19 protein-coding genes and 2 pseudogenes are annotated in these 17671 nt (G+C 70.0%); 8 read left to right on the forward strand and 13 right to left on the reverse strand.

All coding sequences use genetic code 11. The annotated features are described in order from the left end of the window. Nucleotides 1-1041, forward strand: a complete 1041-nt coding sequence (locus tag HNR02_RS02940) for a lanthionine synthetase LanC family protein (RefSeq protein ID WP_179771689.1) — start codon at nucleotides 1-3, stop codon at nucleotides 1039-1041. 6 nt (nucleotides 1042-1047) lie between these two features. Here the strand turns inward: HNR02_RS02940 and HNR02_RS02945 are convergent, their stop codons facing one another. Then, nucleotides 1048-2592: a substrate-binding domain-containing protein gene (locus tag HNR02_RS02945; RefSeq protein ID WP_179771690.1), complete on the reverse strand. Its 1545-nt coding sequence runs from the start codon at nucleotides 2590-2592 to the stop codon at nucleotides 1048-1050. 93 nt (nucleotides 2593-2685) lie between these two features. Next, a complete protein-coding gene (rox, locus tag HNR02_RS02950; protein ID WP_179771691.1) occupies nucleotides 2686-4128 on the reverse strand; it encodes a rifampin monooxygenase in 1443 nt (480 codons plus the stop codon). Between the two features lie 135 nt (nucleotides 4129-4263). Between rox and HNR02_RS02955 the strand changes: the two genes are divergently transcribed. The 3 genes from HNR02_RS02955 (at nucleotide 4264) to lepB (ending at nucleotide 7367) form a co-directional block, all read left to right on the forward strand. After that, nucleotides 4264-5454, forward strand: coding sequence for an MFS transporter (locus tag HNR02_RS02955; protein WP_179771692.1), 1191 nt, complete (start codon nucleotides 4264-4266; stop codon nucleotides 5452-5454). Between the two features lie 85 nt (nucleotides 5455-5539). Beyond that, nucleotides 5540-6319 (forward strand): HAD hydrolase family protein, encoded by a 780-nt coding sequence (locus tag HNR02_RS02960; RefSeq protein WP_179771693.1) that lies wholly within the window; start codon nucleotides 5540-5542, stop codon nucleotides 6317-6319. 262 nt (nucleotides 6320-6581) lie between these two features. Continuing rightward, entirely contained in the window at nucleotides 6582-7367 is a 786-nt protein-coding gene (lepB, locus tag HNR02_RS02965; protein WP_179771694.1) for a signal peptidase I, read from the forward strand. A 36-nt stretch (nucleotides 7368-7403) separates the two neighbouring features. On the opposite strand, the gene HNR02_RS02970 is transcribed toward lepB, so the two are convergent. Then, nucleotides 7404-7988, reverse strand: coding sequence for a TetR/AcrR family transcriptional regulator (locus tag HNR02_RS02970; protein ID WP_179771695.1), 585 nt, complete (start codon nucleotides 7986-7988; stop codon nucleotides 7404-7406). 121 nt (nucleotides 7989-8109) lie between these two features. Here HNR02_RS02970 and HNR02_RS02975 point away from each other — a divergent pair, with 121 nt between their 5' ends. After that, the gene (locus HNR02_RS02975) at nucleotides 8110-8961 is read left to right on the forward strand and encodes a patatin-like phospholipase family protein (protein WP_179771696.1); all 852 of its coding nucleotides are present in this window, start codon (nucleotides 8110-8112) and stop codon (nucleotides 8959-8961) included. Between the two features lie 6 nt (nucleotides 8962-8967). Here the strand turns inward: HNR02_RS02975 and HNR02_RS36015 are convergent. After that, a pseudogene (locus HNR02_RS36015) lies at nucleotides 8968-9066 on the reverse strand (SDR family oxidoreductase); the annotation flags it as partial. Between the two features lie 15 nt (nucleotides 9067-9081). Further along, nucleotides 9082-9384 (reverse strand): hypothetical protein, encoded by a 303-nt coding sequence (locus tag HNR02_RS34990; RefSeq protein ID WP_218902612.1) that lies wholly within the window; start codon nucleotides 9382-9384, stop codon nucleotides 9082-9084. Nucleotides 9385-9480: 96 nt separating this feature from the next. On the opposite strand from HNR02_RS34990, the gene HNR02_RS02985 reads away from it, so the two are divergent. Then, the gene (locus HNR02_RS02985) at nucleotides 9481-10104 is read left to right on the forward strand and encodes a TetR/AcrR family transcriptional regulator (protein WP_179771697.1); all 624 of its coding nucleotides are present in this window, start codon (nucleotides 9481-9483) and stop codon (nucleotides 10102-10104) included. Nucleotides 10105-10227: 123 nt separating this feature from the next. Here the strand turns inward: HNR02_RS02985 and HNR02_RS02990 are convergent, their stop codons facing one another. Continuing rightward, nucleotides 10228-11082, reverse strand: a complete 855-nt coding sequence (locus HNR02_RS02990; protein WP_179771698.1) for an NmrA family NAD(P)-binding protein — start codon at nucleotides 11080-11082, stop codon at nucleotides 10228-10230. Between the two features lie 123 nt (nucleotides 11083-11205). On the opposite strand from HNR02_RS02990, the gene HNR02_RS02995 reads away from it, so the two are divergent. Then, nucleotides 11206-11796 carry a TetR/AcrR family transcriptional regulator gene (locus tag HNR02_RS02995; protein ID WP_312860887.1) on the forward strand — a complete coding sequence of 197 codons (591 nt, stop codon included), beginning with the start codon at nucleotides 11206-11208 and terminating at the stop codon, nucleotides 11794-11796. A 36-nt stretch (nucleotides 11797-11832) separates the two neighbouring features. Here the strand turns inward: HNR02_RS02995 and HNR02_RS03000 are convergent, their stop codons facing one another. The 4 genes from HNR02_RS03000 to HNR02_RS36995 form a co-directional block, all read right to left on the reverse strand. Beyond that, complete coding sequence (locus HNR02_RS03000; protein ID WP_218902614.1) at nucleotides 11833-12468, reverse strand: zinc-binding dehydrogenase; 636 nt, start codon at nucleotides 12466-12468, stop codon at nucleotides 11833-11835. Beyond that, on the reverse strand, nucleotides 12429-12665 hold the full coding sequence (locus HNR02_RS34995; protein WP_218902616.1) for a hypothetical protein: 237 nt from the start codon (nucleotides 12663-12665) through the stop codon (nucleotides 12429-12431). The genes HNR02_RS03000 and HNR02_RS34995 overlap by 40 nt, the downstream gene beginning before the upstream one ends. 192 nt (nucleotides 12666-12857) lie before the next feature. Then, nucleotides 12858-13283 carry an ester cyclase gene (locus tag HNR02_RS03005; protein WP_179771700.1) on the reverse strand — a complete coding sequence of 142 codons (426 nt, stop codon included), beginning with the start codon at nucleotides 13281-13283 and terminating at the stop codon, nucleotides 12858-12860. A 90-nt stretch (nucleotides 13284-13373) separates the two neighbouring features. Beyond that, entirely contained in the window at nucleotides 13374-14561 is a 1188-nt protein-coding gene (locus HNR02_RS36995) for a helix-turn-helix domain-containing protein (RefSeq protein ID WP_512698887.1), read from the reverse strand. Here HNR02_RS36995 and HNR02_RS37000 point away from each other — a divergent pair. Continuing rightward, complete coding sequence (locus tag HNR02_RS37000; RefSeq protein ID WP_246338484.1) at nucleotides 14505-14993, forward strand: VOC family protein; 489 nt, start codon at nucleotides 14505-14507, stop codon at nucleotides 14991-14993. The genes HNR02_RS36995 and HNR02_RS37000 overlap by 57 nt on opposite strands. Here the strand turns inward: HNR02_RS37000 and HNR02_RS03020 are convergent. The 3 genes and pseudogenes from HNR02_RS03020 to HNR02_RS03025 form a co-directional block, all read right to left on the reverse strand. Further along, the gene (locus HNR02_RS03020; RefSeq protein ID WP_218902618.1) at nucleotides 14959-15639 is read right to left on the reverse strand and encodes a phosphotransferase family protein; all 681 of its coding nucleotides are present in this window, start codon (nucleotides 15637-15639) and stop codon (nucleotides 14959-14961) included. The two genes, HNR02_RS37000 and HNR02_RS03020, sit on opposite strands and share 35 nt — an antisense overlap. A 19-nt stretch (nucleotides 15640-15658) precedes the next feature. Next, a pseudogene (locus HNR02_RS36710) lies at nucleotides 15659-15790 on the reverse strand (phosphotransferase family protein); the annotation flags it as partial. Between the two features lie 375 nt (nucleotides 15791-16165). Beyond that, nucleotides 16166-17650, reverse strand: a complete 1485-nt coding sequence (locus HNR02_RS03025) for an aldehyde dehydrogenase family protein (protein WP_179771702.1) — start codon at nucleotides 17648-17650, stop codon at nucleotides 16166-16168. Nucleotides 17651-17671 lie beyond the last annotated feature (21 nt).

Genomic DNA, 17671 nt, shown 5'->3' on the forward strand with positions numbered 1-17671 from the left:
ATGGCGCGGGACCTGACGGGCGCCGCCGTCGAGGTTCTCGCGTCGTGGACCGACCGGCAGGAAACGGGTACGGCCGCGCCCGACCCCGGGGCGGCCGTACTCGCGGTCCTGCTCGGCGACCACCCCGCGAGCCGGGCGGCGCTGCGGACCTGGTTGCGCACGAGCACCCGCTGCACGGGACCGGGCCTGTACGGTGGGTTCACCGGTGTCCTGGCGGGGCTGCAGCTGATCGCGCGGATCGATCCCGCGCTGTCCCCGGTCGCCGGCCGGACGGCGGCGCGCCTGGTCAGCCAGGCCCGCTGGCGCACCCGCGAGGTCGGGTTCGAGGACTACGACCTGGTGTCCGGACCAGCCGGACTGCTGAGTGTGCTGCCCGACGCCGGACCGGCCCGCCACCACCTCGCCGCGCTCGCCGGCCACGATCTCGACGGCTACCGGATCGGCGCGCACGACGGGCACACGCTGCTGGGCTGGACGCAGGGCGGGATCGTCACCGGACTGGCCCACGGCGTGGCGGGCCCGCTGTCGGCGCTCGCGCCGGAAGGTCCCGGGGAGGCGGTGCGGAACCTGGCGTCCTGGCTGGTGGCGCACCAGGAGACCGACGGGCTGGGCGTCGCGTCGTGGCGGTCCAGAGCGGATGGACCACGGGACGCTGTCGTGCGGCGCCAAGCGTGGTGCTACGGCACGCCCGGGATCAGCTGGGCACTGTGGACCGCGGGCGGCGAGTTCGCCGACGCCGGTCTGCGGGCCATGGACACGCTCTGCGCCGCCTACGACGAGGAGATCCACCTGACCGACCACCCGCTGAGCCTGTGCCACGGCGCCGCGGGAGTCCTGCTCGTCGCCGACGCCTTCGCCCGGCGGTCCGACGTCGGCGGCCCGTTGCGCGACCGCCTGGTGCGGCTGGTGCGCTCCCGGCTGCCCGAGGTCACGGCGATGGACGACCTGTCGCTGCTGACCGGGGCCACCGGTGTGCTGGCCGCGTTGCTGACGGTGGACGGCGCGGACCGCGAGTGGCTGCGGGTGCTCGCACTGTCCTGAGAGTCCTCACGCCCGCGGACGGCAGAGCACCGGGTTCGCCAGCTCCGCGCACGGCCGGTCGCCGTGGGAGCGGATGATGTCGGCGCCCACCTGGTTCGTCAGGTAGCGCAGGAAACTCGCCGCGACGGAGTCGGCCTTCGGTTCGCCGTAGGTGTAGGCGTATTCGGTCTGCCAAAACGGGTACGCGCCGTGGTCGGCGCCCTCCAGCGTGGCCGCGAGCCCGTCGATGCGCACGGTCGCCAGATCCGCCCGGTTGGCCGCCGCACCCAACTCGCTGTAGCCGATCGCGCCCGGGGTCGTGGCCACCGTGTCGAGCAGGGTCTTCGTGTCGGCGCGGCGGCAGCGGACGACGTCGGCCGAGGCCCCCGGCGCCTTCGACTCGACGCAGTCGTTGGAGTTCTCACCTGGCTCGACGGCACCCAGCACCTGCTGCTCGAACGTCGTCCGTGTCCCGGAAAGCGCTTCCCGATCGACGATCCGCACCGGCTGATCCCTGCCGCCGATCTCCTGCCAGTTCCGGATCCGCCCGGCGAACACGTCCCGCACCTGCGCGGCGGTCAGGTCTCCCACGCCGGCGTCCGGGTGGATCACGATCGTGAACAGCAGGAACGCGATCGGCCGCGGCAGCAGCAGCGGCGACCGGTTTCCCTTGACACCGTCGGAAAACGCCACCATGTCCGTACCCTGGTGCTGGTCGAGCTTCTCCAGCCCGGCGGAGCTGCCGGTCATGTCGATGGTGAACTTCGCGCCAGGGCAGGTGGCGGTGTACGCGGCGGTCGCCTCGTCCAGGACGGGTTTGAACGCGGTGGAGCCGGTGATGGTCAGCGCGCCAGTGGCACAGTCGAGCGGCGGCGGATCACTCGTGGCCACACCGATCACGAACGGCTCCGCGAGCGCGATCGAGGCCAGCAGGTAGGCCAGCACGGTCATCCAGCGTGGGATCCCGGTGCGGCTCTCGGTCTTGCGGATGGCGCCGTTGCGCACACCGCCCTTGATCCCGGCGCTCACCTTGGGGTCGGGGAACTTCGCCGACCGTCCGGCACGTTCGAGCACCGTCAGGACCTTGTAGTGCTGCCCCTTGTTGAGCGGCACCCGCGGCAGCTCGATGATGCCGACCTTGCGGCCGCTACCGTCGACGAAATCGTTGTTGACACCGAGCCCGGACCCGTCACCGAAATTCTGGTCCAGGAAGTCGTCGCTCAGCTCCGTGACGACCATGCCGGCCACGCGCCGCTCCGGAAAGCTGATCCGGATCCCGGCGCGGACGTTGTCCAGTACCGCGTAGTCCTTCTCGTCGATGTTCGTGGTGCCGGTGTTCTCGATGCGCATCAGCACGAACGACGGATCGACGAGCGCCTTGCCGTTCTCGTTCTCCATGCGCTGCAACGCGCCCGCGTTCTCGGCCGCGATCTCCTGCCGCGCGGTGGTGTCGACCTGCACCCGGTAACCGAGCCGTTTGCGCCCGACCAGCACGAACTCCCACAGGAACGCGAGGATCGGCACGACGAGGGCCAGGACCGCGAGGACGGTCTCCCAGGGAAAGTTGGACAAGCTGGCCTCCGCGCCGGGGACACAGGACGAGATTCCATCTTCTGTCCGGCACGGCCCGGAAGATCACGGTATGCCGACCTGTTCGGCGGTTGTTCACCTGCGCTTCAATGGCCGGACGGGTTCGCCGAACCAGCGGGCGAGGTGGTCGTCCAGGTCCCGCTGGCGCTCACCGGCCCAAGCGACGTGTCCGTCGGGACGCAGCAGGATCGCCGGAACCTCCAGTGCCGCCGTGGAATCCGCAATGAGGTCGACCCGGTCCGCCCAGCCCCCGGCGGTGAGGCGCCCGGTGCGGTCGAGGACCAGGCCGCGGCCCCGGCGCAGCCGGTCGTAGAGACGGCCGTGCCGCAGATCGAGGTCGCGCAGGCGGCGCCCAAGCAGGTCGGGGCCGTCACCGAAGTCGTAGCGGATGCCGATCGCGGTGAGCTTCCCGACCAGGTACCGGTTCACCTCGTCGAAGTCCATCAGTTCGGTCAGCAGCCCGCGCACGGCCCGCGGGCCCGGTCCGGTGGACATCAGTTCCACCTGGGCGCGGGTGTTGTCCAGCACCTCTTCGGCGACCGGGCGGCGTTCGGCCTCGTAGGTGTCCAGCAGCGTGTCCGGCGCCCAGCCGCGAACCTGCGCGGCCAGCTTCCAGCCGAGGTTGACCGCGTCCTGCACGCCCAGGTTCAGGCCCTGACCACCGGCGGGCGGATGAATGTGCGCCGCGTCGCCTGCCAGCAGCACCCGCCCGGCGCGGTACCGGTCGGCCAGCCGGGTGGCGTCGCCGAAACGGGACAGCCAGCGCGGGGAGTGCACACCGAAATCGGTTCCGGCGACCGCCCGCAACTGCTGCCGGAAATCCTCCAGAGTGGGCTCCTCACCGCGGTCCTCGCCTGCTGTCACCACCGGAACCACGACGCGGTGAACCCCTCCGTCGAAGGGCCGGAGGCTGAACGCCTTGTGGGTCTCGCGGACCTCGGCCACCTTGACGGCGACCTCCTCCTCCGGCACCCCCACGCGCATCTCGCCCATCAGCGTCTCGGTGCGCGCGGGCTCGCCGGGGAAGCCGATGCCGAGCAGTGTGCGCACCGTGCTGCGGCCACCGTCGCAACCGACGAGGTAACGCGACCGGAGCTGTGCACCGTCCGCCAGCTCGACGGTCACCCCCTCGGCGTCCTGTTCGGCACCGGTAACCGCGCAACCACGCCGGATCCGCGCACCCAGTCCGGCCGCGTGTTCTTCGAGGAGGCGGACGATGACCGGTTGCGGGATGCCCAGCAGGTACGTGTGCGCGGAATCCAGGTTCTCCGGCGCGGGTTTCGGGATGGCGGCGAAAAGTCCCCCGAGTGGACGCCGTCTTCCGTGTTCCAGAACGCGGTCCAGCAGTCCGCGCATCGCCATCAGTTCGAGACTGCGGATATGCAGACCGGCCACGCGGACGAACGACACGGGCTCGGTTTCCTTTTCCAGGACGAGCACCCGCACACCGTGCACCCGGAGCTCGGCCGCCAGCATCGCGCCGGCGGGACCGCATCCCGCGATGATCACCTCGAACACGAATCACCCATTTCGCCCGTTTCCCAGCCCGCGACCCCGCACCGGCGGCTCAGTGTGCGGGGGCCCCGGACGCTGCCGCAACTGGTTTACGATCCGGACTTGACCTCGTATCGAACATATGTACTAATTGATTTCATGAAGTTGCCCCGCCCCTACTGGCGCCTGTGGTCCGCCGCCGCGGTGGACAACGTCGGGGACGGCGCTTTCACCGCGGCGGTGCCGTTGCTGGCCGCGCAGCTCACCCACCGGCCGGTGCTGGTCTCGGCGGTTTCCGCGGCGTCCTACGCGCCGTGGCTGGTCTTTTCGCTGCCGTTCGGCGCGCTCGTCGACCGGTACGACCGCCGTCGGCTGATGGTTCTCTCGCAGATCACCCAGACCGGCATCATGGCTTTCACCGCGCTGGCCGTCGTGACCGGATGGTTCGGGATCGGCCTGCTCGTCGCGATGGCGTTCACGCTGGGCGCGTGCGAGGTCGTCTTCGGCAACGCGGCGCAGGCGATCGTTCCCGATCTGGTCGCGCCCGATCTGCTGCACCGGGCGAACGGGTACCAGAACACGGTGACGTACCTGGGTCAGCAGTTCCTCGGCCCGCCGGTCGGCAGTGCCCTGTTCACGGTGGCCGCGGCCGCGCCGTTCGGCCTGAACGCGGTGTCGTTCGCGGGTTCCGCCGTCCTGATCGCCGGTCTGCCCCGGATCACGCGGACCGTCACGCCGCGACCGCTCGGCGCGGCGATCAAGGACGGCCTGCGGTGGCTGTGGCGTCACCGCAGGCTTCGCACCCTGGCCCTGCTGCTGGGCGTCAACACCTTCTGCTTCGCGATGGGCACTTCGACGCTCGTCCTGCTGGCCACGCACACGCTGCACGCCACCGCCGCCGGCTACGGGGTTCTCCTGGCGGCAGCCGCGGTGGGCGGCGCCATCGGCGGTTTGGTCAACGCGCGCCTCGTGGCGTGGCTCGGCGCACTGCCCGCCCTGCTGCTGTCACTGGGGGGCAACGTCGTCGCGTTCCTGGCCATCGGCGCCGCACCCGCGCTGCCGGCGCTCGCCGCGCTGCTGGCGGTCAGCGGGTTCGCCACCACGATCTGGAACGTCCTCGCCCTGACCCTGCGGCAACAGCAGGTGCCCGACGACCTGCGGGGCCGGGTCAACAGCGTCTACCGGATGATCGGCTGGGGGCTGATGCCACTCGGCGCGCTGGCGGGCGGAGCCGTCGCCGCCGCGCTCGGCACCCGCGCCCCGTTCCCGGTCGCGGGCGCGATCCGCGGCGTCGCGCTACTCGCGGCCCTGCCCGTTCTGCTGCGCGACCTCCGCCACCCCGGCGACTGAGGTCGCGCCCTGCCCGGTCTCGCGGTTGCCACGCCGCGACCTCCGTTCGTCGCGGTAGGATCGGTGGATCCGGAGGGGGAATTCCATGGGGGAACGCGAGTCGCGGCGGGCGGAAGCGGGCGTGCCGTTCGTCTTCGACGTCGACGGCACCACCTGTTTCGACGGGAATCACCTGCCCCGCGACATCGTCGAAGCGATCCTGCGGTGCCGGTCCCGGCATCCGGTCGTCTTCGCCTCGGCCCGGCCGATCCGTGACCTCGTGCCGGTGCTCCCCGGTGAACTGTCCGACGCCCCGCTCGTCGGCGGCAACGGGGCGTTCACCCGCGCGAACGGCCACATCGAGGTCACGAAGTTCAGCGACGACGTCCGTGGCGCGATCGACGGGATCATCGACCGGTACGAGCTGGAGTACCTCATCGACAGCTCGTGGGACTACAGCTACCACGTCAAGCGGGACCGGGAGATCCTCGGCCGCGTGGACCAGGCCGGCCTGGCGAAGCGGGTGGCGCGGGAGTCGCTGGCCGAGTACGTGAAGGTGGTCCTGTTCGGCCTCGGCGACGTCGCCATGACCGAGCTGACGCACCTCGGCGTGACGATCAACGTCCACCGGTCCGAAGACCTCGTGGACCTGGCACCGGGGCTCGTCGACAAGGCGATGGGCCTGTCCGCGCTGGGCATCCCGGCCGGTGGCTACGTCGCGTTCGGCAACGACCAGAACGACCTGCGCATGTTCGAGGACGCCGCCTACGCGGTGTGCGTGGGCGACTCGGACGCGGGCAGGCTCGCCGCCCGCGTCATCACGCGGGCGGAGGTCGCCGAGGCCATCGACGCGTTGTCGAGCACCGCCGCGATCGGCTCCTACTGACGGGCCCGCCGCACGGATGTGTGCGGGTTGCTGCCGTCCGGCGCGGGAACACGCCGTCCGGCACGCTTCTCGGCTCGCCGGGTGCGCAGCTGCACGCACGACCCGCAACGCCGACACCCGCCACCGCAGCGGCAGGTCCGGGTCCCGCACTCGTCGTGCGTGCACGGTGAGCCCGTTTTCGCCGATCCACAATAGACGGAATCTGCGCCGACACCGACACGGCCGCGGCCCGGCGGGCGGCGAAGTCGGCTAGCCTGGCGCCGTGGTCGAACCTGTGCCCCCCGGCGCCGCCGAGGACGAAACCCCGGATCCGGACGAGCGCGCCGAACCGGACGCGAAACGGCGCCGCAAACCGAAGAAGCAGCGCCCGTTCTGGGTCGAGCTGCCGATCCTGATCGTGGTGGCGCTGGTGCTCGCCTTCGTGTTCCAGCAGTTCCTGGGCCGGGTCTACACGATCCCGTCGGGCTCGATGGAAACGACGCTGCACGGCTGCACCGGGTGCTACGGCGACAAGGTTCTCGTCGACAAGATCACCTACGATTTCACCGATCCCGCACCAGGCGACGTCGTGGTGTTCAAGGGCCCCGAAACGTGGGTGGGAACCGAGGCGAGCGGTCAGCGCTCGGACAACGCCGTGGTGCGCTTCTTCCAGAACATCGGCTCGGTGTTCGGACTGGCGCCGCCGGACGAGGACGACTTCGTCAAGCGGATCATCGCCACCGGCGGCCAGACCGTCGAGTGCTGCGACGCTCAGAACCGCGTCCTCGTGGACGGCGAGCCCCTGGACGAGCCCTACATCCACTGGGAGGACCCCGCCGACCGGCAGCAGGACTCCTTCCCGCCGGTCACGGTGCCGGACGGCTACGTCTGGGTGATGGGCGACAACCGCAACAACTCCTGCGACTCGCGCTGCCAGGGGCACGGCGGGGTCGCCGGAGCGGTACCGGTCGACAACATCATCGGCAAGGCCAGGGTCATCGTGCTCCCACCCGGCCGCTGGGGCGGGGTCAGCGACCACGATCCGCAAGCCCGGCGCACCGTCCACTGAGGACCACGCGCGGATCAGGCAGCTCCAGCAGGGGAATCAGGACCTGCTGCCGAGGACCTGGCTGCGCATGGTCCGCCTGCCGGTCGCCGCGTAGGCTCGGTCGATCATCTTTTCCAGGTCGGCTGCGTCGTCTTCGCTCGTCACCCAGAGGGTGAACGCGGTACGGAACAGCGCGAGCGCGACCTCGACCTCGGCGACCGCGGTGAGATCGTCGATTCCCCGGTCGATCAGCACGTGAGCCAGAGCTTCGGCCCAGCACTGCAGCTTGAGCAGCTCACGTTCGGCGAGTTCGCGGTGTGCCCTGACCAGCGCCGCCCGCCGGGCGAGCCGCTCCCGCCGTGGAGTCAGGTCCGCGGCAAGGGCGGACAAGGCGTTCCGGAGCGCCCGGTCGAGCGGCTTGGGCCGCAGCGGCAGGGCGTCGACCAGGAGACGCACCAGCCGGTCGCCGTCTCCGAAGAGCACCTCTCGCTTGTCTCGGAAGTGGCGGTAGAACGTGCGCTCGGTCACCCCAGCGCGTTCGGCGATGGCGACGGCAGTGGTCTCGGTGTAACCGTCCAGCGTGAACAGCTCCAAGGCGGCTTCTTGGAGCCGCTCCCGGGACCGCTCCCGCCGATCGACCATTTCGCCACCCTACCCGGGTACAGGGCGGACGCCGCCATACCAATGGCAGATACTGACATTGGCTGATAGTGTCGTCAATGTCAGATACTGACATTCAGAGTGAGACGTGAGGAGTCCTCCCATGACCCAGCCGACTCGGCATCCGTCGCGTGCGCTCGTGCTCGGCGGGGGCGGGGTGACCGGCATCGCGTGGGAGGTCGGCGTGCTGGCGGGGCTTGCCGCCGGGGGTGTCGACTGGAGCAAGGCCGCGTCGGTGATCGGAACCTCGGCGGGGTCGTTCGTGGGAACCGCGGTCGCCGGCGGTCACGATTTGGATCGGCTCTTCGCCGCCCAGCTGGTCGCGGACGAGAACGAGGTGGACGTCAAGGCATCCGAGGCCACGATGCAGGCCTGGTGGGCGGCGCTCGAAGAGGGTGGCGACGATCCGCGCAAGGTCGGCGCGGCGATGGGGCGAATCTCCCAAGCCGACCCCGAGCCTGTGCCCGCGGCCGTCCGCCGCCGGGTCGTGGCCTCCCGTCTGGTCACCACCGACTGGCCGGCAAGCCTGGAGATCACCGCCATCGACGCCGACACCGGCGAACTGCACCTGTTCGACCGGCGCTCGGGCGTGACACTCGCCGACGCCGTCGCCGCCAGCGGCGCGGTTCCCGGCGTATGGCCGCTCGAACGGTTCCAGGGCCGTTCCTGGGTGGACGGCGGAATGGTCTCCACCACCAACGCAAAATTGGCCGCCGGGCACGACAAGATCGTCATCCTGGCGCCGATGCCCGCGGGCTACGGACGCATCCCCGGCGCGGCCGCGGATGCCGAAACGCCCGCCGAGAACGCCGAAGTCCGCCTCATCACACCCGACGAACACAGCGTCGAGGCCATCGGCCCCAACCCCTACGCTCCCCGACGCCGCCCAGCCGCCGCGCAGGCCGGACGGGCACAAGGTGCAGCTCTCGCGGACGAAGTTTCGGCGATGTGGTGAGTCCGTTCACTGTGGTGCGCCGCCGCTGACCACGAGGTGCTGACCGCTCACCCAGGACGCGAGGTCGCTCGCCAGGTACTCGGCGGCGTCCGCGACGTCCTCCGGGCGGGCGCGCCTTGTTCAGCTGCTTGAACGGGTCGTCGTCATCAATGGTCGTGAACACGCCGGCGCCTTCGATCGCGGTCGGCACGATCGTGTTGACCCCGTACAGACCGGTGCCGGGAACCGGGCTGATCGTGGTGCTCGATCCCGCGTAGATGATGCGGCCGTGTCGGCCACGTGCCTTCCCGCGTTCTTCAGGGCGAAGAACGTGCCCTTGGCGTTGATGGCGAACAGCTTGTCGAACTGCTCTTCGGTGTTCTGCAGAAGCGGCTCGTCGACCCCCTCGACATCGGCGTTCGCCTTCACCGCGATCGCGTTCACCCCATGCTTGGTGGTGATCAGCGCGACTTCACCCGACAGATCGGGTGGAGCAACCGCGCGACAAGTCCGCACGCGGCCTGCCGGTAAGGTCGGGGCATGGTGGTCGGGCGGGTCGGCGCGGGCTCCGCGCCCGGCGAAGACGAGGTCCTCCTGCGCGGCATGGAGGCTTTCGCCGAGCTGGGGTACGACCGGGCGTCCGCGCGCGAGCTGGCCAAACGCCTCGGCGTCAACCACAACTTCATCAATGACCGCTACGGCTCCAAGGCCAACTTCTGGCGGGCCGTGGTCGACCGGGCGCTGCACTGGGAACAGCGGAAGCGTCAGGAAATCCTGGACGCCGAGATGGACGACGCCGACCGCGTCCGCGCCGTGATCGAGCTGTTCTACCGGGCTTCCGTCCACACGCCGTTGCTCGGCAGGCTGCTCGCCGACGAGTTCTGCCGGGAGTCCGAGCGCCTCGACTACTTCTTCGACAACTACGTCGCACCGACGCTCGCGTCATTGCAACCCGCCGTCGACCGGCTGGCCGCCGAGGGCCGCATTCCGGCCACACCGGCGGACGTACTGTTCTTCGCGTTGATCAGCCCGGTCGCGGGTCTCGTGCAGCTGCCGCTGGCGACCAGGCTGGGCCGCGAGCAGCCGATCACCACCGAAAGCCAGGAGCGCACCGCACGGCAGCTCGCCGACCTCGTCCTCAGCGGACTGTTCGGCAGGCGATAACCGAGTCCCACGGCCTCGTCGTTGCCGTCCGCCGCCGATCCCCTACCGGCACGTGCCGAACGCGGCCCCGTTGCAGGCCACCGCACCTGGATCAACGATCAGGCGATGAAAAGAAGGCCAGCTTCAGGCGGCGACGTGGGCCGCGAGCCGTTCAGCGGCGGTGCGGGGCTCGCGGCCCAGCAGTTCGGCCAGCAGCGGACTGGTTTCGGTGAAGTAGCCGGCGCGGGCGGCCTGGTACCAGGTGAGCAGGAGCCGGGCCATCTGCTCCGGGACACCGGTCGCGATCTGCTCGGCGACCCACTGCTCGTCATCCAGGACGATGCGCTCAACACGGCTACCGGTGAGGTCGGAGGCGATCTTCGCGACGTCCTCGAAGGTGACGGCGTTGGACGCGGTGAGGTTGACGGGGCCGTCGAAGGAACGGTCACCGGCGAGAATGACCGCGGTGGCCTCGGCTATGTCGGCACGGTCGGTGTAGGGGACGGGGCCGTCTTGCGGCTGGGCGATCACGCCGGTCTGCCGCCACGGGCCGAGCACCTGGTCAAGTGGGCCGTAGGCGCCGTTGCGCAGTGCGGTCCAGGCGGCGCCCGAGTCGCCGAGGAGCGCCTCGGTGGCGATGTGGATGTCCGACGGCCGGTACGGGTTGCCGGGGACGGCGCCCTGCTGGCTGGTGTAGAGGATGTGCCGGGCCCCGGCCGCGACCGCGGCTTCGATGGCATTGCGGTGCAGGCTGACCACGTCGGCGTCCGGGTCGTTACCGGATACCAGAAGGACCTGGTCGGCACCGGCGAAGGCGGTGCGCAGCGCGGCCGGATCCTCGTAGGTGCCCTGCCGTACGCGTACGCCGCGGTCGGCGAAGTGCTGCGCCTTGGCGGTGTCGCGGACGCTGATGCCGATCTGGTCGGCGGGTACGCGCTTGAGGAGGTGCTCGACGGTGGTGCCGCCCAGCCCACCGGTGGCGCCAGTCACAACGATCATGTTCTTGATCTCCCGGAATCACAAGTTGACCAACTGGGTCAGTTTCGCTCCTGGCTACGACCGTAGGTAAACTGACCACAGGAGTCAAATTGCGCCGATGGACAGGACGGGACGGTGAGTGTGGTGCCTTCGGGATCCCGGCTGCGCGCCGACGCCCGGCGCAATTCCGAACAGATCCGCTCTGCCGCGATCGGCGCCTTCCAGGGGCAGGGCCTGACGGTGCCGCTGGAGACGGTCGCCAAGGCGGCCGGGGTGAGCAAGGCGACGATCTTCAACCGGTTCGGCGGGCGGATCGGCCTCATCGAAGCCGTCATCGAAGAACTCGTGGCGAGTGAACTGTTCGCCGTCATCGACCGCGCTCGGGCCATCGATGACGTGGGCGAGCGGATCAAGTACTACGTCACCGCACTCCGCGACCTCCAGTACCGCCAGCCCGCCTTCAACGACGTGCTGTTGCAGACGTATCCGCATTCGGCGCAGCTGATGGAGATCTGCCGGGCCGGAAGCCAGGCCAACGAGGAGCTCGTCGCAGCGGCGCAAGCCGGCGATGCGCTGCGGCCGGAGTTCACGGCGGGTGACCTGCACGCACTCGTCCTGGACAACGCCCTCGCCCTCAAGCACGGCAAGCGGCCACCCCGGGACGACTACGACCGCCGCACCATCTACCTCCTGGACGGAATCCGGGGCCCCTCCGCCGCTTCTGGCAGAAGGTAGTCTCGCTCAGGCGTAACGTGAAGTCCTTCCGCCGGATCAGGGGTGCAGCACGTACTTGCCGATGGCGTGGCGCTCTCCGAACAGCTGGAGCACCCGGCCGGCGTCGGCGAGTGGCGCGGTCGACGGTTGTCCCGGACGCAGCTTTCCACTCGCCACGGTGGCGAGGACGTCGGTGAGCAGCTTCGCGTTCCCGTGGGCTCCCCCGGCTTCGCTCGACCAGTGACCCCAGTCGACGCCGATGACGAAACGGTTGCGCAGCAGGACGATGTTGGACGGCAACCGCGGGATGTCACCGGACGCGAAGCCGAGCACGCAGAAACGTCCGCCCGTCGCCAGCGCGCGTAACGCGCTTTCCGCCGCGGGCCCGCCGACCGGGTCGATGACGACATCCGCGCCACCGCCGGTCGCGGCTCGGATGTCGTCCTTGAGGTTGTCGTAGCCGAGGACCACGTCGGCGCCCGCCTCCTTGGCCGCGGCGCGTTTGCCGTCGGTCGACGCCACCGCGACGACGTGGGCACCGAGGCTGCGCGCCACATCGACGGCGGCTGATCCGATGCCCCCGCTCGCGCCGAGGACGACGACGTGTTCGCCTGCCTCGATCTTGACGCGATGCGTGGTCGCGAAGGCCAGCGTCAGGTAGCTCTCCATGGCCGCGGCGACCTCGACGGACACGGCGCCGGGACGGCGACCTCGGCAGGCACCACGATGTGGGAGGCGTAGGCGCCGCGGACGATGAGCCCGTCCACGAAACTGGCGCTGACGGCCGCCGCCTCGATGAGCACCTCACCGGGCCCCGGCCGCGGTGCCGGTTCCTCCACCACCCGCAGGGCACGGGGATCGCCGAACGCCTCGCAGACCACGCGTCGCATGTGTTCCTCCGAAATCGATTGTGCCGCGGCGGTCACACCGTCCGAGGCCAGGAACAGCGCCGCACCGCACCGACCCCGGCGGCAACCTGTTCGCCGGGCAGACCCTCAGCCCGAACAGCGGCGACGTCACGCCAGAGGGCTCCCGTCCGGTTCCGGTGACCATCGCACCGGAACCGGGCGGTTACGTCGGCATCAGGGGAGCGCACCGGCCTGCCGGAGGAGGGTCAGCGCGTCGGCGATCGCCCAGTGTTCGGCCATCTGCCCGTCCCGGTACCGCGCCACGTCCATGACCCGGAACTCGACCTGGTTCCCGGACGGGGGAACGCCGAACCACGGGCCGGTGTGCCGCCCGCGAAACGTCTTGTGGGTGGCCACCAGGTCCCCGTCCCCGACACAGTGCAGGATTTCGACGCTGAGCCCGGTGAACGCCGCGTGCATGGCCGCCATGGTCGCCCGGACTCCGTCCCGGTCCGCTGGCTGTCCTGGTTCGACCGTGTGGTTGCGGAAGTCGGGATGGACGAGCGAGTCGATCAGCTCGAGCCGGCCCCGCTGTTGCACCTGCCCGACGAACAACCTCATCAGATCCACATTGGATTTTCCTTCGACTGCGTCCGTCATGGGTCGAGTGCACCAGCTGGGGCCGGCGTACACCAAGACCGAACGCACCCGCCACCTATACCCTGACGGTATGGACTCGAGAGAACTCGCCTACTTCGTCGCGGTAGCCGAGGAGCGGAACTTCAGCCGCGCCGCTGTCCGGCTCGGCATCGCGCAGCCTCCGCTGTCCCGGGCGATCCAACGACTGGAACGCCGGCTCGATCTCCGGCTGCTGGACCGCAGCAGCCGGACGGTCTCGCTCACCCACGCTGGTGAGGTTCTGCTGCAGGAGGGCCGCCGCGCACTCGCGGCCCTGGCCGCGGCCGAGCGCGCGGTACGCGACGCCGGGCGGGTCAGGGAACGACTGCGGGTCGTGGCGAAACCGGGTGGCGACGCCGGTCTGCTCGAACCTCTCCTTGCGCAGCTCGCCGACACGATCGAGGTCGAGGTGCTGATCTGCCGCATCGGTGAGGAGAAGACCCTGCTGCGTGCGGGAACCGCGGACGTCGCGTTGTTGCGCCTGCCCCAGCACGACCTGTCCGGACTGGCCACCGACGAGTTGCTGACCGAGCGCGAACTGGTGGTGCTGCCGCGCACGCACCGACTGGCCACGCGCGCGTCGGTGCGAATGGCCGACCTCATCGGCGAGACCTTCCCCCGCTGGACCACCGACTCGCCCGGCCACGGGCCGGTCATCACCGACACCGGGCAGGTAGCCGAGCTCATCGCCCTCGGCCGCATGATCGCCGTGCTGCCCGAGTCCGTGGCCCGCGACCTCGGCCGTGACCTGGTGACCATTCCCGTCGACGGGCGTGCGACGACCCTCCTCGCCGCCTGGTGCGAGGAACGTCGTGACCGCGCCCTCGCCGTCTTCGTCCGCACCGCGGCCGAGGTCGCCGCCGTGCGCTCGACCGCTCGTTCCACCGCGTGAGATGACCCGCCGAGACCGTCGGCTCGTCCGGCGCGCTTCGCTCGGAAGGCGGGGTCGCGGGACGGGGGTGGCTTGGTAGCCGAGGTCGCCGATGACGGTGGTGTGGGCGGTGCGGTCGTGGGTGCGGCCGGGCAGGACTTGGATGGCCAGGCCGGCTTCGTGGTGTTGCCGGAGTAGTTCGCTTGCGGGGTGGTGTGGTCCTTTCCCCCGGTTGCCGATGGGGATGAGGGTGCCATCGACCAGCACGATCCGGTCTGCAGTGCCTCGGGTAGCAGGGGTATCAGGCGTCGGTAGATGCGGGAGACGGCGGGGTGGGAGACGCCGAAGCAGTCCGCGGCCAGCATCTGGTTGACGTTGTGGCGCAGCATTATCAGCACCAGCAGTACCTGGCGGTCGAGGCCGAGCGCGGGTGGCCTGGCTGTGCTCGATCTGCCGGATCCGGGCCAGCAACTCCGGGATCTGGTCATGGTCGGGACCCGTCGTGGACTCGTACCGCAACAGCCCCGCCGTGCTGTGGGACTCGCCAACCCGCTCCCGCGAAGTTCCTTTTCCCAGCTTCGACTGTCGAGGTTGCCGCCAAGATCGGCAACGTCCTGCACCCCGCCACCGACGTCGCCGCCGCCGCGCGCTTCTCTTCGAGTGGTTTCGGTACCACCACCAGCTTCGTCGACAGCGATCGTCACGCCGCGCTCGACGCGGGCGGCACCAGGCTGGCGTTGGCCGGTCCCGACGAGGACATCACCGACGGTATCGCCGCGGTCGCGTTCAAGGTCCCGGACGTGCCCACGGCACTGGCCTAGATCCCGTGGATGTCGGCGGTGGCACAGGCCCGCTCCACGAGGGCGACGATCCGCTCGCGGGTGGGAGTCCCAGGACTTCCCACTCCGGCTTCGTCCCCGCTGGCCAGCACGCGAATAGTGTGCCGAGGTCAGCGAGCGGCTCACTGAGCGTGCTGAGTTCCCGGTCCAGCACCGCGGCCACCGCGCCCGGCTCCGGCGACAGGATCACGTTGCGCAGGTTCGGATCGCCGTGCACGAGTGTCGTCTCGTGCTGAACGGGAACGGCCCGCCACAGTCGTTCGGTGAGCCGGTCAAGCATCGGGAGGTCACGGGTACGCGACGCCTCCCACTGTGCCGACCAGCGCCGCAACTGGCGCTGTGCATACGGCTTGGTGCTCGCCTGACCCGCCAGGCCGGTCTCGGCGAGGTCGACCCGGTGCACTGCGGCCATCGCGGCGACGAGGGAATGCGCCGCTTCGGACCGCCTGCCCAAGGGGATGGCGTCGACGACCTCACGACGGTCGAGGACGAACCCGTCCACCCGCGACATCAGCACCGCTGGTACGTCCCCGGCCTCGCCGTCCACCAGCGTTCCGTGGACGACCGGAACGGGAACCGGGGTGGTGCCCAGCGCCCGCCATGATCCGGGCTTCGCGCAGGACATCATGAGCCGACTCGAGCTTCTCACCCCAGGGCGGCCGTCGAAGGACCCAGCTCCGACCGGATCCATCACCGACCCGGAAGGTCAGGTTCGATTGACCGGCGCCGATACGCGCCAGTGACAACCGGCCTTCCGGCCGGAGGCCGCGCGTGATCATCCACTCCCGCAAACGGTCCGTGCGCGTCTCTGCGCGCGTGGTCTCCCATCGGTCTGCTCCGTGCCGGCGGTGTGTGTCCGTGGTTCTGCCGTCCTCGGAGCCTCCCGGTCGCCGTTGTCACAGCCCTGTCCCCGCCGACGCGCTCTGCGAACCTCGGCGGGCGGCACCGCGCACGGCTCGGTACGACCGCGGCCCTGGCACGACACGGACCGACCGCACGATCGGGTCGTCCGCGCGCGCCTCCTTGAGTACCGGGACGATGACTGGTTTCCGGCACATCTCCACCTTTCGGATCCGGGGCGCGGTGCGTCGGGACCGACGGGCACCCACCGGTGGACCCCGAACATGGTATTTGCGCCTCCGGTCGCGGCGCCCTCATCCGTGCGGGATCGCCAGCTCCGCGTAGACCTTCACCTGCTGGAACTGCTCCAGCGCGCGCGGCCCACAGAGGAAACCTCCGTTGCCGCTCGCCTTGTAGCCGCCCTGTTCGAACTTCTCGTTCAGCAGCCCCCACGTGTTGATCCACACACCCGCCGCCTGCAGTGCCCGGCCCAACGCGCGTGCACGACCGGTGTTCCGCGTGAAGATCGCCGCACCCAAACCGTATTCGGTCGCGTTCGCCCGGCGCACCGCCTCGGCGTCCGAATCGAACACCTCGAAGGTCTGCACGGGACCGAACAGTTCCTCCTGGACCACCGGAATGTCCAGCCGCTCGACCTCGAGCAGGGTCGGCCGGTAGAACGCCCCGGCGGCGAGCGGGCCGTCGGTGATCAGCCCGCCCCGGACCAACGGCATTGCATCCGGCAGGGCGTCTTCCACCAGCCGGTCGACCCGTTCGGCGCTTGCCCGGTCGATCAGCGGGCCGATCTGGCTGCCGGGCTCGTCACTCGGGCCGGGCCGGACCGCCGACAACGCTTCGCTGAGCCGCTCGCGCGCTTCGCCGGCAATCGCACGATGGACCAGTACCCGTGATCCGGTCACGCAGAACTGCCCGTTCAACATCGTCACCGCGGACACCGCAGTGGGGATCGCCACGTCGAGGTCGGCGTCGTCGAGCAGGATCAGCGGGGTTTTGCCGCCCAGTTCGAGATTGAGCCGCTTCAGCGTGGCCGCGCTCGCTTCGACGATCTTCCGGCCGACCGCGGTGCTGCCGGTGTAGCTGAGCACCGCCACGTCCGGTGACGTCGCCAGCAGTTCGGCGCCCTCGCTGCCCGATTCCGTGAAGACGTTCACCACCCCGGGCGGAATTGCCGTGCAGTGCGCGATGATCTCGGCGAAGAACGAGTTGGTCAGCGCGGTTTGCGCCGGCATTTTGACAACCGCTGTGCATCCCGCGGCCAGCGCCGGGCCCAATGCCCTGGCAGTCAACGTGATCGGCGCGTTCCACGGCGTGATGATTCCCGCGACTCCGAGTGGTTCGGGACTGGAACGGAAGTGTATCTCCTGGCTGATGTCGGCATGCCGTCCGACATCGGAGCCGACGAGGCCCGCCGCGGCGTTGTAGCGCAGCCATCGCACCGCGGTGCCGACCTCGAACACCGCCTGCCACCGCAGCTTGCCGCTCTCCCGGCTGATTCTCGACGCCAGCTCCTGGGCGTTCGCCTCCACGCCGTCCGCGATCTGCGACAGGGCCCGTGCTCGCAGGTCGACGTCGCGGGCCCAGTCGCCCGCGGCGAACGCCGTGCCGGCGGCGGCGATGGCAGCCGACGCCTCGTCGGCACCACCGTCTTGGTAACGGCCGACCACCTCACCTGTCGACGGATTGATCGATTTCCCGGTCGCCGGTGCCTGCGCCCACTCGGCATTGATCCAGTGCCGGCCGGGAACAGCCGAACCGGTCGCGACCTCGGTTGTGCTCATGTCAGTACTCCTGCTGTCATT

This window comes from Amycolatopsis endophytica (assembly GCF_013410405.1).
Lineage (GTDB): Bacteria > Actinomycetota > Actinomycetes > Mycobacteriales > Pseudonocardiaceae > Amycolatopsis_E > Amycolatopsis_E endophytica.